The 15287-nt window shown below is 32.6% G+C and carries 22 protein-coding genes; 2 read left to right on the top strand and 20 right to left on the bottom strand.

Translation table 11 applies throughout. The features are described from left to right. Positions 1 to 287: 287 nt before the first annotated feature. The 8 genes from EO766_RS12520 to EO766_RS12485 all read right to left on the bottom strand — a co-directional run bounded on the left by EO766_RS12520 (position 288) and on the right by EO766_RS12485 (position 6303). The gene (locus EO766_RS12520) at positions 288 to 746 is read right to left on the bottom strand and encodes a hypothetical protein (RefSeq protein ID WP_287101248.1); all 459 of its coding nucleotides are present in this window, start codon (positions 744 to 746) and stop codon (positions 288 to 290) included. Between the two features lie 113 nt (positions 747 to 859). Then, on the bottom strand, positions 860 to 1120 hold the full coding sequence (locus EO766_RS12515; protein ID WP_287101246.1) for a hypothetical protein: 261 nt from the start codon (positions 1118 to 1120) through the stop codon (positions 860 to 862). Positions 1121 to 1180: 60 nt separating this feature from the next. Then, positions 1181 to 1750 (bottom strand): hypothetical protein, encoded by a 570-nt coding sequence (locus EO766_RS12510; protein ID WP_287101245.1) that lies wholly within the window; start codon positions 1748 to 1750, stop codon positions 1181 to 1183. 116 nt (positions 1751 to 1866) lie between these two features. Beyond that, positions 1867 to 2502 carry a hypothetical protein gene (locus EO766_RS12505; protein ID WP_287101244.1) on the bottom strand — a complete coding sequence of 212 codons (636 nt, stop codon included), beginning with the start codon at positions 2500 to 2502 and terminating at the stop codon, positions 1867 to 1869. A gap of 61 nt (positions 2503 to 2563) precedes the next feature. Continuing rightward, a complete protein-coding gene (locus EO766_RS12500) occupies positions 2564 to 3235 on the bottom strand; it encodes a hypothetical protein (RefSeq protein ID WP_287101242.1) in 672 nt (223 codons plus the stop codon). 1420 nt (positions 3236 to 4655) lie between these two features. Next, positions 4656 to 4853, bottom strand: coding sequence for a hypothetical protein (locus tag EO766_RS12495; protein WP_287101241.1), 198 nt, complete (start codon positions 4851 to 4853; stop codon positions 4656 to 4658). 35 nt (positions 4854 to 4888) lie between these two features. Continuing rightward, complete coding sequence (locus tag EO766_RS12490; RefSeq protein ID WP_287101240.1) at positions 4889 to 5701, bottom strand: metallophosphoesterase; 813 nt, start codon at positions 5699 to 5701, stop codon at positions 4889 to 4891. Continuing rightward, complete coding sequence (locus tag EO766_RS12485) at positions 5698 to 6303, bottom strand: hypothetical protein (RefSeq protein ID WP_287101230.1); 606 nt, start codon at positions 6301 to 6303, stop codon at positions 5698 to 5700. Before EO766_RS12485 ends, EO766_RS12490 begins: the two co-directional genes overlap by 4 nt. A gap of 96 nt (positions 6304 to 6399) precedes the next feature. On the opposite strand from EO766_RS12485, the gene EO766_RS12480 reads away from it, so the two are divergent. Beyond that, positions 6400 to 7302: a glycine-rich domain-containing protein gene (locus tag EO766_RS12480; RefSeq protein ID WP_287101228.1), complete on the top strand. Its 903-nt coding sequence runs from the start codon at positions 6400 to 6402 to the stop codon at positions 7300 to 7302. A gap of 209 nt (positions 7303 to 7511) precedes the next feature. Here the strand turns inward: EO766_RS12480 and EO766_RS12475 are convergent, their stop codons facing one another. The 4 genes from EO766_RS12475 to EO766_RS12460 all read right to left on the bottom strand — a co-directional run bounded on the left by EO766_RS12475 (position 7512) and on the right by EO766_RS12460 (position 9136). Further along, positions 7512 to 8069, bottom strand: a complete 558-nt coding sequence (locus tag EO766_RS12475) for a hypothetical protein (RefSeq protein WP_287101226.1) — start codon at positions 8067 to 8069, stop codon at positions 7512 to 7514. Continuing rightward, complete coding sequence (locus EO766_RS12470; RefSeq protein WP_287101224.1) at positions 8069 to 8278, bottom strand: hypothetical protein; 210 nt, start codon at positions 8276 to 8278, stop codon at positions 8069 to 8071. The genes EO766_RS12475 and EO766_RS12470 overlap by 1 nt, the downstream gene beginning before the upstream one ends. A 172-nt stretch (positions 8279 to 8450) precedes the next feature. Then, complete coding sequence (locus EO766_RS12465) at positions 8451 to 8723, bottom strand: hypothetical protein (protein WP_287101223.1); 273 nt, start codon at positions 8721 to 8723, stop codon at positions 8451 to 8453. Between the two features lie 71 nt (positions 8724 to 8794). Next, on the bottom strand, positions 8795 to 9136 hold the full coding sequence (locus tag EO766_RS12460) for a hypothetical protein (protein ID WP_287101222.1): 342 nt from the start codon (positions 9134 to 9136) through the stop codon (positions 8795 to 8797). A gap of 60 nt (positions 9137 to 9196) precedes the next feature. On the opposite strand from EO766_RS12460, the gene EO766_RS12455 reads away from it, so the two are divergent. Further along, positions 9197 to 9967 carry a hypothetical protein gene (locus tag EO766_RS12455; protein ID WP_287101221.1) on the top strand — a complete coding sequence of 257 codons (771 nt, stop codon included), beginning with the start codon at positions 9197 to 9199 and terminating at the stop codon, positions 9965 to 9967. Here the strand turns inward: EO766_RS12455 and EO766_RS12450 are convergent. The 8 genes from EO766_RS12450 to EO766_RS12415 form a co-directional block, all read right to left on the bottom strand. After that, positions 9865 to 10932, bottom strand: coding sequence for a hypothetical protein (locus tag EO766_RS12450; protein WP_287101220.1), 1068 nt, complete (start codon positions 10930 to 10932; stop codon positions 9865 to 9867). The two genes, EO766_RS12455 and EO766_RS12450, sit on opposite strands and share 103 nt — an antisense overlap. A gap of 146 nt (positions 10933 to 11078) precedes the next feature. Continuing rightward, a complete protein-coding gene (locus EO766_RS12445) occupies positions 11079 to 11243 on the bottom strand; it encodes a hypothetical protein (RefSeq protein ID WP_287101218.1) in 165 nt (54 codons plus the stop codon). A 12-nt stretch (positions 11244 to 11255) separates the two neighbouring features. Then, positions 11256 to 12191, bottom strand: a complete 936-nt coding sequence (locus EO766_RS12440; protein ID WP_287101217.1) for a hypothetical protein — start codon at positions 12189 to 12191, stop codon at positions 11256 to 11258. Positions 12192 to 12195: 4 nt separating this feature from the next. After that, on the bottom strand, positions 12196 to 13383 hold the full coding sequence (locus EO766_RS12435) for a hypothetical protein (protein ID WP_287101216.1): 1188 nt from the start codon (positions 13381 to 13383) through the stop codon (positions 12196 to 12198). A gap of 50 nt (positions 13384 to 13433) precedes the next feature. Further along, the gene (locus EO766_RS12430) at positions 13434 to 14360 is read right to left on the bottom strand and encodes a DUF723 domain-containing protein (RefSeq protein WP_287101215.1); all 927 of its coding nucleotides are present in this window, start codon (positions 14358 to 14360) and stop codon (positions 13434 to 13436) included. 104 nt (positions 14361 to 14464) lie between these two features. Then, the gene (locus tag EO766_RS12425) at positions 14465 to 14668 is read right to left on the bottom strand and encodes a hypothetical protein (RefSeq protein ID WP_287101214.1); all 204 of its coding nucleotides are present in this window, start codon (positions 14666 to 14668) and stop codon (positions 14465 to 14467) included. Positions 14669 to 14687: 19 nt separating this feature from the next. Next, a complete protein-coding gene (locus tag EO766_RS12420; protein WP_287101213.1) occupies positions 14688 to 14921 on the bottom strand; it encodes a hypothetical protein in 234 nt (77 codons plus the stop codon). A 3-nt stretch (positions 14922 to 14924) separates the two neighbouring features. Next, entirely contained in the window at positions 14925 to 15275 is a 351-nt protein-coding gene (locus tag EO766_RS12415) for a hypothetical protein (protein ID WP_287101212.1), read from the bottom strand. Positions 15276 to 15287 lie beyond the last annotated feature (12 nt).

Genomic DNA, 15287 nt, shown 5'->3' with positions numbered 1-15287 from the left:
TAAACAAATATAGTACCCCGCTCTAGCGGTCATAAGTTATGTCCATATAATCTTATATTATTAATTATTATACCCTAATTAAATAATTAATCAACTGGGATTTCCCAGTTGATTTTATTCTTATTGGCTAACTTATAATATTAATAAATTATTGGTCATCAAGATTATGATAACCATCTTTGTCTTCTCGTCCTAATGGTGCTTTATAACATAACCATAATAAGATACCAATAGAGACTAAACATAACACTATTAATACAATCAGACCAATACTCATTTAGTTCCCCCTAACTATTCTTTATTGTTGCATAATATGTAGATGCACCTGCTGGTGTACATCCTGCTTCAGATTGAAAAAGAGCAATGAAGTGTGCCCGTTTAGTAAAACCTTTTGCACGCTCTCGAGCATATATTGCTCTTGCATGCTCCATTTTGTTCTTGTATCCTGTTGGATTAGGAAATGGACTACTAATAGTTTTATTTTGTTTATTAATAGTTGAGATAGATACTGTCATATCCTCTTCATCATCTGATCCATAACTACTTCCATCATCAGCAAATTCAGATGGATCAAATTGATTAGAGACAATAATAATATCAGAATCATCGTTATCCTGAATATTACTCGATTTACCTTTAACTAAAGGAAGATCTTCATCATCCAATAATCCATTTATATCATCAGTATAATTACTACTAGTAAAGATACTATCTAATACATTATTAAAATCATCATCGTAGGCCATATATATTCCCTCACATTTTTTTGTTAATATTATACTACTTATATTTTATTAATCAACTGTGGATTATTTGATTAATAAAATATAACCATTCATATGAATGGTTATAATATTAATTATTGAATTGATGCAGCTAATGCTTGAACAGAATTATACTTCTTGAACTCTTGCTCCAATCTGTCAATTCGTTGTCCATTTACTTCACCAGGCAAGAACTTACACAACTTCACTACCTTATTGAGTTCAACTTTTGATAAACCAGTTGATTCAAGTGTCTCACCTGATCGATTTACTTTGAACTTAATTGAACCCATTGGATAGGTTGCTTTGATTGAGAGACTATCATGTCTCACAACCTTATTGATTTTAACAGCCATACTATCCTCCTACAAATAAAAAAGGATGAACATTATATAATGTTCATCCTTTAGATTGGATTAAGCAGCTTCTTCTTGATCGTTGTCTTCAACTGAATCGAAGTCACTGGTATCAAATCCAGCATCCAAATCCAGATTTGGATCTACTGAATGATCTTCAGATACCAATCCTTCTTTCAGATCAACTGAAGTACTTTCTTCAGTTGTTTCAGCCGTAGGAGCGACATAATGTTTGGCCATAAACCCAACATGATCTTTTTTGTATTCTGCCATGATATTGGCATAATAAGTGTTTGCACCAGCTGGTGTGCAACCTGCTTCTGATTGGAACTCATTGATAATGTTTTTCCGTACCAATGTACCTGTTGCTGCATGACGTGCAAATACACGACGAGCCAACATTGTTTTTGGTACTTCAGTTGATCCAGCTTTAACAACAGGAGCAGCCGATCCGTTCATTTTAGCCAATTCGGCTGGTGAGAACATCTTACCAACATTCGCCCATTGATGAAATGTTTTTGGTTTTGTACCAGCCGCAGCACATTCCAATGTATATTCATTGTAGGCCACACGCTGTTCGATTTCAGAATCAGATGCGTTGTTGGTTGAATTGTTTGTGTTTGTAGACATAATAGTCTCCTTAATATTGAAGATGAATTTAAGTGGTAACAATTTGTTTAAATTGTTAACATTATTATACTGATTTTTAATTCTTTTTCAACTGGGATTTTTGATTAATTGGGTAATTAAACCCATATCCCAGCTTTACAATTCCAGGCATATGTGTTTGCACCTGCTTGCGTCAAATCAAGTTTTTCAATAATTAACTTGACAAAGTCCTTATTAGACATTCCTTCGTCCACAACATGTTTACGATACATTTCCAAACATAATATCCTTTTTCCACCTTTCTTGATTTTGGTCTTACCCGTCACTGCATCCGTTTTAATAGCAACCTTAGTTGTTATTCCTTCCACCACTTGTTGTCTAACTTCTTGCATTGGTTTAAGTATAACATTTCCCTCCTCATCAATTATATCCTTCTCATTACTCTTTAAGAATGACCAGGCAGGATCATCACAGAAATGTTGAGCATATGCCAATACTTTTTGAACTAGACTCTTGACCTCACAATCCAATTCATATTTCATATAATATAACTCAACCATTAACTTTTTTACACTAATCCTGGCATATAACTCATCATCAAACTTCTGATCATAATCTAACATGATCTTAAAGATTTGTTCACCAATGGCACATTCATCTTTTGATTCCTTCATGATGATACCAATATCAGTTGTCAATCCAGCCAAACTAAACGTTCTGACCTTCTTACTGTCCAAATAACCCTTTATTGAACTCATCTCGTCTCTCCTCACTTTTTAATTTTTGAAAAATATATTATATTAAATAAGTGAAAAATTTTCAAGTGGACAAAATTTATATTCCATTCCACCATTTAATAAATTCATTCAATGTTACTTTTACACCTTCCTCTGTCGTACATTTTCCCTTTGCTACATCACTAAATGGAAGTCTACCATCCATGTTCATAACTTCATTAACACTAATATTATGAAACTTACCCAATTTAATTACTCCTTCTTGTTGTTCCTTCTTCCTACTCTTAAACTTAACTTCTCCATCCGATCCATATCCAAACTTTTGACCCAAAATATCAAAGACACGATGAACCGCACGCTCACGCAATTCTATCATTGCATATCCACTTGGCTTTGTCTTTCCTGGTTTAAGTTCAAATAATTTGATACTATCCTTACTATATTTTAACCCAATTGATTGTAATACATCTTTGTTTAAACTCGTCCATTTATACTTTGATATGTTTAAAAAACTAACATCATATTTGTCCTTCTTTGTCTTTACTTTAGACATGATATCAGTTATTAATACACCCAATTTGAGATATGTATCATCACTCATAGATACAATAACGGAAGTAGGTTTAGCTTCCCAATAATATGGTATTTTATTTCCATTATTGTACATATCCCATATATCATCCAATTGATATAATACATCAGTTGCTTCTTCCAATGTAACTGTCTTTACCTCTAACTGAAATTTATCATCTTGTATTATTTGATACATAATGGCTCTCTATATAATTAATAAAATGAAGATATTACTCCCTTTTTACAAAAAATCAACTGGGAAAACCTCAGTCCAAATGTTAGTTTTTATACTCACCCGGGTGAAAAACACATTTTTTGACTCTTTCTGTTCACCCATTTTTTACAATCTTTTAATTACCAATTTGGTTAAAGTAAAATTTCTCAATAAAATCAATAAGTTAGATAACTATTTAAAATAGTTTAGGAAGGTATATGAAATATCATGACCTGGAGTAGTGTGTTTGATCATATATCATAACTAGGTAATGATACATTCTATAGTCATCATATATGATAAATCCTTTATAATCTTACCTTTACCCTAAAACTTTTATACTCACCCGCGTGACAAACACATTTTTTCCTGTTATTCATACAAGAAACAACCATCTCATCACCACCATAATTCAAACTCGACCATAGTAGAAGCCGCAGAAACTGTGGGTGTTCGTCCAATAATAGCCGTTAGGGGTGTAAATGCACCCCATTGTTACTGGACCATTATGTAATTGAGTGTAATATATTGATATAGAAGGGTATTATGGGCTATAGGGAATAGTATTATGTTATGATGTTATACAGTGCGGAATCTGTGGAAGTTATCATATATGATAACTATTTGTGTATAGTGATGAAATATGATAAGAGAGTATTAATTGATATGATATATGATGACCCCATATAGTGTGAATATGTATTAATTATGTTTACTAGTAAAGGTATGGTACTATTGATATATTTACTAGTATAGGTATACTGTACCATTGATTAATTGATATTCGTATTGATATTGTATTAAAGTAATGGTACTGTTGGAACAATTATAATTTATTGGATTGTAGTTCTATATTATGTTTAAGTGATTGGGATATAGAGATAAGGAAGTAGGCTTGAGAGTATAATTGTTTAAGTTCTGAATCTGACAAAGATATTTGATCATTGACTACTTGTTGTAGTTGATTTTTGATTAGATGTAATTGGTTAGTAACGTTATCTAATTGAACTAATTGAGTAGAGATGATAATATTATTAGACCATTGGGTAAGCCAATGTGGTTTTTTGAAAGTAATGATTGGTGTTAAGGAGGAAGCGGTTATGAAGGGAATGATTATAATTAACCAATCGGGGAGTTGGAAGAAGAGGTTAGATATGAGAAGGATGATTGAAATAAATGTAATGGGTAGCCAGATTAAGGTCCAAAGGAAATGATGGATGATGGCTATATTTGTGATGGGGTGGAAATTTGGGTGAAGTTTAGATTTGACATCTGGAGAGATTGCGGTTAGGATAAAGTTTCTGATGAAATTTGAATAGGTAGAGATTTGTTTCAAGGAGAAGATTAGGATGAGGGAGATGAAGATAGAGAGGAAGATGGTAAACATAATAATAGTCCTTTATTATTGATTAGGGGTTTGTGATGAGATAATCCAATCTGCGTTAATGGTTGAGCCAGAAGAGAGGTAATACCAAGTACCAGATTGATTAGAAATAATTTTTTGTATAGTGCCTTGAACTTGGGTAAAGCCGCCGCCTCTGCAAGGGCATTCTGGTTTTTTGGCGATGATGAATGAATTGAGTGGTAAGTTATTATTCATAATAGAAAGTCCTTTTTCTATGTAATTAGATTGTATTATGGGGTATTTATTTTAGTAATGTCGTTAAGGTTTTTAGTAGTTAGGAAATGTTTATGATCTAATTGAAAATATTTATTAAGGGTAGGGGAGGCGATAGAAAGTTTATTACCTAAAGATATACCTGTATCTAAATAGATATGTTGTTGAAATTGGATGAGGTCGGAATTTTGTGTCATTGTATGACCGACATAAGTAGGAGATAATTGATTAGAATGGAATTGTCTTTTTGTAAAGATTCTTTTATTTTGGTGATAGGACCAATGGGCATTAAATATTTGTCTACCCCAAAGGATATCATCTTCTTGACCGGAATTAAATTTCCAATCATCGATCCAAGAGTTATCGATTAGTTGAAGTTCGTGATAATGGTTATAAGCGACAAGTTCTGCGTGAGTTATATTAAATCTATTTTCATTTTCGCCCACTGAGATGATAAGTGGTTTATGGGCAATATCCCAAGCTAATTGTGTTAATTCTTCTTTTGAGTAGGCTTTATGCCAGAGACCACCGTTATATATCCAAGTTTCGTGATATTGGGAATTACCTTTGAGGATGGATTGAATCATCATAAGTTCATGATTTCCTAATGTGCAATAAAAGTAATCCTCGTATATTAGTTCAGCACATTTAAGTGAATCAGGTCCGCGGTCAATCATATCTCCACAACTTATCAATCTATCAACTTCGGGATTAAAATTAATCCTAGATAATAGTTCCATAAGGATATCGTAATGTCCATGTAAATCTCCAACGATATAATCTTGTCCTTTTGTATTAGTGGGTAAATGTAGATGTTTTTGATAACTCATACTTTGTTCTCTAAATGTTGTTCCATATATGATAGAATGGCTCTGACATCAGATATACTGGCGTCACTTTTTAAACGATTTGCTTTCATACTTATAACTGCAATATTTCCTTTGATATAACCTAATTTGTTATCTATTCTATCTATAGATGGTGTACTATCTCTACTATGTCCTTTATTAAAATCCAATGGAATACCTAATATAGGGCAATGTGTTGGAATAACAATATCATCTAGTGTGATATTAAATTCAATTCCTTTATGTTTAGCTCTACCTTTTACTCTTGACAACAAATAAGAAGTATATCTAGATTGTCTTTGATCAAATTGTATTTGTGTTCGTTCTTGTTTATCTTTACGATTATAAGATGATCGTGCAATTTTATTTAAAGTTTCTTTGTGGGTCTTGGCATATTTCTTATAATGTTTATGTACGCGAGGCCAATCTTCTTTTCGACTTTTAGCGGAGTCGAGTCTAATACATTCGAGACAAGTAGCAGATGAAGTAAGTTTTTCAGACATATGGCCGTGTTTACATGGAACACCAGTAAAATATCTAATTAATCCTTGTTCTCTAGCTTCTTTTCTTGAAATAATATCCATAAACTTTTAAGCAAATTGAGAGATATTATAATATAAAAAATAGAAAAAGTCAACTGGGAAATAATAAATAGAAGTACATATTGAAAGGAGAAAAGGATGACATTTGTTTATTATATAAGTGCTATTGATGTAGCGAACGTATTGATACCAGGAGTATTACCATCAACATTAGATTATTTAATTGTTGGAGGTGGAGGATCTGGAGGAAGTGCTTATTATTCTGGTGGAGGTGGAGCAGGAGGATTATTACAGGGGACTGTAGCATTTCCTGCTAAAGGTACATCTGTTAGTATAACAACTGGAACAGGAGGAGCAAGTGTTTCCGGAACAGGAAGTACTCATGGTAATAATGGGAGTAATTCTATTCTTAATATTGGTGGTACTATTTTAACTGCTATTGGTGGTGGTTATGGTAGTTCTGGAGCAAATGCTTCAGGATCAGGTGGTTCATCAGGAGGAACTGGAGGTGGAGGTACAATAGGAACGAGAACAGTAGGGCAAGGTAATCTTGGTGGAACGGGTGGACCAACTCCACCACAATATGGTGGAATTGCTGGATATGCTGGAAGTGGTGGTGGAGCTGGTGGAGCTGCTAATAGTACGTATCCGCCTGTAGGTGGAATTGGTATACAATCATCGATAACTGGAACTGCATTATGGTATGCTGGTGGTGGAGGTGGATCTGTTTATTCATCTGTTGATCCAGGATATAATGGAGGATCTGGTGTAGGTGGTCGAGGAGCTGATGGATATGGTGGGCAAGCACAAGCTACAAATGGTGTTAATGGGACAGGATCTGGTGGTGGTGGAGCGTCGCATGCGAGTACGAATGTTAGTGGGGCAGGGGGAAGTGGAACAGTGATATTAAGATATCAAAAGATGTATCCAAAGTCACCGGTGTTGTTTGGTAATTTAGGAACTGTAACGACAATTACTATTGGACAAACAGATTATTATGTACATGTTTTTTCTGTTGGTACCTATAATACAACAGTATAAAAATTATAATCCCTCAATATTATTGAGGGATTACATTTTAATTTCTTGGAAAGTTCTATCTCTGTAGGTGAATTGTTTAGGTATTTTGAATCTGATTAATTTTGTTTGTCCCACAGGGATATAGCCTAATAATTGAGATTTATCTTTTGTTGTTAGATAAGTATGTCTAATTTTAGGTGGGAAAGTTGTAGTAGTTTCTTTAAGGAGTTTCATTTATGTTTCTCCTGAATAAATTTATTTGATCGTAGTTTCTCTATTTGTTTATCCAAATCATTAACAATTTGTAGAAGGATGGCTCGTTGGTGTTCGAGTAATTTAATTTCTGATATTAAATTTGTCTCGATCATTGCATCTCTTTCTTTGGCTAATTCGATAAACTTAGAATGAATTGATTTCTCAGGTTTATCAAAGAAAGGATAACCAATATCATCAAATACAAACAGATTTCCCCAAATAGCTAATGATTGATTAGACATATAGGGTCTAATCACATTAATATTATGTTGATTTATTTGACAATCGTTGAATGACAGATCAAATATAGGAGTATTTTTGATAAGACATTTTACACCTGCACCTAGATGTTCTGATAAATTTAGGCTTTCATGTAGTTTCTCTTTAACAATGTCAAGAAGAGAATCATATTGATCTTGATTCAGATCGCAATTGATATAATAATGTATACCATCATTTAAATGTGGTAGATTACTAAAATCTAATTGACTTGGTTGCCAAATATGTATTGGTATATTATTGATATTAATCATCAGTTGTCCTTAATAGTATTCAATTTATATAGGTCTATACTTAATGTGAGATCAAGTTGTGGTTGTTCTTCTTTTGTTGGTTGAGGAACATCTGAAAGTTGATACCAAACTGTACTTTCTCCAAGATATCCTTTCCATATTGTTCCATCATCACATAGAGCAATAAGAATTCTATTATCATATGTAATTTGTATGATTTTTCTTTTCATAACTCACCGTTGATGTAAAATAAGAGGTAATTGATTTGGTTTAAGTTCCCAAAGAAATTTTCTACCACAATCTACGCATATTTTATGATTTTGGGATCGAATCAGTAAAAGGCTTTTTTGACAAAAGGGACACATATTATTAGGTGTTTCGATATTAAGTAAGGTAGATTTATCAATCATTACTTTTGCCTGCTAAATCTGTTAAATGTTGTTCAAGAGTTGACCAATAACCTTGTTTGCCTATTACTTCCAAATCAGTCCAATAATCAGCATTTACACCGATACTATATCGGATTTTATGTTTAGTTATTGGATGTGTCCAAATATAACTTCTAACTAATCCAACAGCTGAAATATTATCTGGTTCATAGCCAAATCTTTTCAGTAGGTTATAGTGCCATTCTTGTTCGACAAAATGGATTATTTCGTTAGGATCACTTGACATGATATTTCTACCTATTAATTTTTAATTAAATTTATTATACTAAAATTCAACAAAATTTTCAATAGGGAAAATTATTTGAATCTTATAGGTTTAGGAACAGTTATATCATGAATCCAAATTGCTTGTTTATACATTTTGAACCAAGCTAAGATTTGCATTAATGGATGAGCTATCAAATTATGAATAACCCAACTATTCTTCTTAAATCTTATATTGGTTTTACCTTCTAAAACACTAGGTTTTATTAACCAAATTAATTCTAAAGCAGGAAATCCTGTTACCTCAATTACTTGATTATCAATTAAATACACATCAATTGTTTCACTTTTAAATTTTGACAAATCGATTTTAACGATATCATTAAGTTTAACGATTTGGGAATTAATATTGACAAAATTTACAGTGGATTCCATAGTGGTATTAAGTATATTAAAGTTGAAAAACTTTTTAAATTGTATTATAATTTCTTTTGGATGTCAACTGGAATTATTATGGATATAATTACAAGAAAAGAAGCAAAAGAAAAAGGATTGAAAAGATATTTTTTAGGTACCAAATGTACTCTTGGTGGTATAGGAGAACGATTAACATCTAGTAGCGGATGCTTATGTGAGATACATAAAGCTAAAGCTGCCAAATATGTTCGTGATAAGTGTGATCGAGATCCAGAATATAGACAACGAAGAGTAGATATTGTTAAAAAATATAGACATGATAATAAAGAACAGTGTGTAATATCAGGTAAACGATTTTATGACAAAGAAGAACAAACCGTTCGAAATAAGCGTAGTAGAACTTGGTATAACAATAAATCAGAACCAGAACGGTTAAAATATAGTAAACATAAGTATTACAAAAATTTACAACGTTCGTTGTTTAATAGTGCTAAACAACGAGCAAAACGTTTGAAAGTTTTATTTGATTTGACATTAGATGATATTATCATTCCTGAAGTATGTCCTGTATTTGGACAACCATTCAAGTGGGGGATTGAATTTGGAAAAAATGATTATAGCCCTTCTTTGGATAGAATTATACCAGAGAAAGGCTATGTTAAGGGGAATGTTGTGGTTATTTCTTGGTTAGCGAATAGATTAAAGAGTGATGCTACATTAGAACAACTTAAACAAATATGTACTTACTATGAAAGTAATACAATATCTTGTTGTCCAATAAACGCCGCATCAGGATCTGAAAATGTTGCTAATGCCGGTGTTGACTTGCTCCCCATTGATATGAGTTGATTGTTATCATTAAACAATAATCCATTAGAAAATTTGTCAAGGCTGAAATCTGAGCTACCTCTTGATTCAGTAGTATGGGTTCTCAGCTCAGTTGCGATATTGAACGCGTCGAATTCTGTGATATGAGATGGAAGTTGTGCCGCTAGATCTTTGTTATCAAAGACTGACGGTTTGTATATGTGTGACAATTGGTTCTGTGGAGAAACAACATTTAATAGACCTAACAAGCGACGATGTTCTTGTTGTTCAATTGATGTAACTACGCGTTCGAGGATATGATTCTCGAGTAATAGACATTGACCAACAGAAGCTCTTGTATCTGCCATAATTTGAACACGATCGATAACGATTGAACTAACTTTATTTTGGATCTGACGAGCTGCAATATCCAAGTGTTCAGTTTGACGATTTAACAATGGAATTTTTGTATTGAGGAAGGATGTAACTCCTACCATTCCATTAGTACAAATCAATCGTACTAAATCAAATGAACTGTTAATAAAGGTAACAAACGGATTCCAGACAAATGACAATTCTGAATGGAACTCTCCTCCACTAACATATCCAGGAACGATAATCTCGTTCTTGTCCCAAACTGATCTGAGCAGAATTTTGTCATCTGCCAGTTTACGACGATGAGCAAATGCCAAATCTTCTTTGTGAACATATCCAAGTAGTTCCATATATTGGTCTACCATTCCGTCTGTGTGGATGAAGCCATTATAATGGCCATCTCTCCAATCGACAAGTTGATCTTCAACGAAGAAGTAGGTACCGCCATCAAGGCGTGTTTCGAGGATTTCAGGGGTCATGACATCGAGATGTCTTGTTACACGACTTTTTGGTGGAAAAGTGTGTTCATATTGACCATTTACTTCAATATGGGCACAATCGTGACCTTTTTCATTTTTGACTTTACTAACTTTGACTTGGGCGTTGCGAATTAATTGATGAACGTTTGACATAATTTGGTTCCTATTCTGTAATTAGACATTATAGTTGTGTTAAAGATTGTTTTTTGTACTCTAATTATCTGTTGAATAACATTTAATTATTAAAGTATATTATACTTACTTTTTTGAAAAAGTCAATAGGGTAAATATGAATATATTTACTCACCAAACTTCACAACAACTATGGATGTTAATACCAAAGAAGCAAACCAAGTTGCCATTGTATATTCGATATGAAGTTGAAACAATGTATTCAGTGACCAAATAACCAATTCGGGAACTGCAACTACTATTGCTAAAATGTAAATGATAATTTCTAACATAAAAACCTTTTGTTATTGTGATTGAGTAGGAATATACAATGGAATTTCCAGACTGTCATATTTCTTCAATTGACTGTTAGGCCAATATTCGATAATATGTGGTTCAACTAATCCACATGATGATTCATATTTGATTACATTATCACAGTCATCGTATTGTTGTGTCCACCAAGCCCCGTCGGAATCTCTGAACGAAATAATATTATGTCGTTCATCGTAATGATATTCGTGCCAATTTTGATCCGAATCTTCAAAACGCATTTTGTTATTGTTTTCATCGTAATATTTGGTCCAACAATAATGAGTTGAATCCTCATAACTAATATGATTATTTCGATCATCAAATTGATTGATATACCAAAATCCATCATAATTAGTAAATCCGATTATATTGTTTTGATCATCATATTGGTTAGTGAACCAATTACCATATGAATTATCGAATCGTATTTTGTTATTTCGATCATCATATTGGTTAGTGAACCAATTACCATTGTGTCGATCGGAACGAATTAAATTATTTCGTTCATCGTATTGTTTTGTCTGCCATTCACCAAACGAATTATCACAACGAATCAGATTTTGATTTTCATCATACAGATGAGTTATCCAAAACCCATTTGAATTATCTAAACGGATCTCGTTGTTATTTTCATCATACTGTTTGGTCCACCAAAACCCAGTATTGTCTTCTTCACGAATTTGATTATCTCGTTCATCAAATTGTTTTATTATCCATTGTCCATTCCACCAACTAATTTTAATTTGATTTTGTTGTTCATCCACATCAAATGTTCTGGATTTAAGCCATTTAACAAATCCAGAATGATCTCCTTTCACCTCAGTAAGAAGTGAAAGAGGAAGACCAAATAATTTATGTTTCTCACAAAACAAAATTGAGCCTTCACAAGCATTAGCTCGTTCCAATAATTGTTTGGTTAACAACATGTTTTTATACCTCACTAATTAATCCACCAATGTTCATGGTACCAGATGATTTACGACGAGCACTTGATTTTGCTTGTTCGATAATATTGATCAAGTTTAATCTTGTAAAGTTGTCTTCATCAAGTAATTCATCAACTGATTTAAGTGGAACAGTTTGAACTGAATGACCTTCTTGGAAGACATTTTGTGCTTTAAAGGCAGTATTACGATATACACCTTTTTGTGTTAAGTACTTCATTAATGATCTCATCATGATATAATTATCAAGATTATCTGCATTTCGAAGCAAACCTAATAACCAAGCCATTGCATGAGTAAATCGTATTCCAATGTCATATGTGGCTCGAATTTGTTTAGGAACGTTTGGAAGATTGACTGTATGAAGATCAATCATCAATCTTGGTAATTGAAGTGGCTCAACAAAATTATAACCAAACATAGAACCAATACTACGACCTGCAGCTAATGCGAAATTAAGATTGACAGACATTTGTTCATCAATCTTATTGAATGAGTACATATTGATAGAAGGATTTGATTCATCATCTTCTAATTTATTGGCACCAACTGTTGATAGATCTTTCCAGATTGGAGGAGAGATTGAATATTGACCTGTATTGGAAACGAAAGTTACACAAGTTCTTTCTGTTGGAGTGATTTTGTCTGCATTGGCAAGTTCTTGTGTATCGATAGACATACAAATCAATTTACGGAATTGACCATCTTCGGTTAGATGTTGAGCATTGGCTATTTCTTTATCAATATCCAAACTATTAAATGAATAGATATATCGACCATCGAAGAACCATTCACGAGTTGGTTTAAAGATTAATGGATTGATATAGCGATCTAGATTGAGTTCGCTATCAGGTTGCCATTTTTTCATTTCACCATCGAACCCAAGTGATTCCATTTCACCGAATGTGCCGAGTGGGTGTCTTTCCAAAGTTAGCACGATATCATCATATTTTACTATAGCTGTGATAACAGGAATTAAATATTTAGTTGTTTTTTTATGTTTTTGAATGAAGGCTCTTGCTACAGATAAAGGACACTTGATGCGTTTGGTAACTTCCTTTCTATATGAAGAGTTTTCTTCGTCAAGTACTGAAATTGATCCTCCCAAAGCAGTTGTAACAGATTTAAGACGCACAATCTCAACCGTAATTCGTGATGGGTCATAATGAATCATGTGATTCCTTCCTATTAATTTGATTTTAAAAATTATATTTTACTACAAATTTAATTATTTTCAATAGGTAATTTTTTATAATCGCTTTCCCATATAAAAATTAAATTATATCCTAGATCGCGTATAATTTGTTCTTTCTTTACTGTTCTTTGATAAAGTTCGCCCATTGTAACATAATTTGTAGCATTAATTTCGTGGGGGTCGAATATATTTGGATTTCCATGCCAATAATCTCCGTAAAATTCGTATACCGTATTTGTTTCAACGCAAAATCCATCAACATAATATCTGGTATTCGGAATTCTGTATTCCCCACCATTTAACATGTGTTGAATGTTAATATTATTGTTAGTTGAAATTTGTTGTAACCATTTAATAGCTGGTTTGCTGTATCTCGATGTGCATTTAGGACAACCTACTCCTCTCAAGTGCTCTCCTGGTCGTTGATGAAATATTCCATGTGTTGGACATATTATATCGATTTTAGTTGAGTTATTGACATATACTACATTATCATATGAATATTTATCATTGTGTATTTTATTAGATCTATCAACAAATTCTGACAATGAATGTGCTTTTAATGTTCTATTTAATTCATTTGCACACAATTTACATCCATGTCCCAATATTGAATGGTTTATAGGTGTTTGATAAAATATGCCATGTATCGGACAAATAATTCTAATCTTTGTATTCCCTTTTACGTAAGGATCGGGATATTGGTACTTATTATTATGTACCAAATTAGCTTGACGAATGAATGATTGGGTGTCTTTATATTTTCCTGCACACTGGGGACATCCCGTTTTTGAATATATATGTTTAGCAGGGGTTTGGAGAAATTCTCCATGAATAAGACATAATATCCTAATTTTTGTATGTAAGGTTGAATATGAGTCAGGATATTGATACCTACTATTGTGGATAGTATGAGCGTTACTCAAAAACCATTCATTATCGTGTCGTTGTCTCATATATCAATATAACAATCGAGATTGTTATACCTCCCATTAAAATAATTAATAAAAAAATTATAATCGATTTTCAAAAATTTTTCAAATGGGAGGACAAAATATAATTAAAGAAAATAATAATCCAAGTCTTCTTCTGTTACACTTACTTTTTCTTTGGTATTTGAATCATATACAGATCCATGATGACAAAAATAAGGATATCTTACTATCTTTGCTAAATCAGCTAGGTCTTCAAATGAGAAACTAAGTTGACTATAAAAAGTGTTTTTCCAAGTTATTGTTGGTACTGGATCTGGTATATTACTCATATAATACCTCGGTTTATGTTTATTTATACTGTTCTTCTAGTCTTTCTTTTATCTTAGCGGTTTGTTCAATTATAGATCGAATTTGTTTAATTAATTCTTCTTGACTTTTTTGTAACTTTTCAAGTTTATCTCTCCTCTTCTTTCTCTCATTAATTGTGACAGCAATAATACACAATAAACCGAAAAAGATAATACCAACTGATCCCGCAACAACAGCAATCTGGTTAAATGATTCAAAGGTAACACAACTCATAACTTATCCAAACTCCTTATGAAGTTTATCGTATTGTTCTTTTCTTCTTTTACGATCAGCTTCTTCTCGTGCTTGTTGTAATTGTCGTTCATGTTCTTGTCGAATTCTATCTCGTTCTTTAATATAATCACTGACAGATTCAGTAGAAGCAACAACTTCTTGAATTTCAATGGTTTCGATATAAGCATTATTCTGCTCATATGTATGTCTACCATGTCTATCTAACTGATTCAAATGACAAGTTAAATGATTTCTGGCTCTCCAAACTTTACCTGTTTTGGTAAACTTAGGACTATTACCACCACTGGAATATAATCCAGTGGTGGCACTACGAATTTTATATATCTCAGCCATATCTTCACCTAT

The sequence above is a fragment of the Hydrotalea sp. AMD genome, from assembly GCF_004100315.1.
GTDB classification, from domain to species: domain Bacteria; phylum Bacteroidota; class Bacteroidia; order Chitinophagales; family Chitinophagaceae; genus Hydrotalea; species Hydrotalea flava.
Note: the sequence above shows the minus strand (reverse complement) of the source record. Positions and strands in the feature narration are given on the sequence as shown.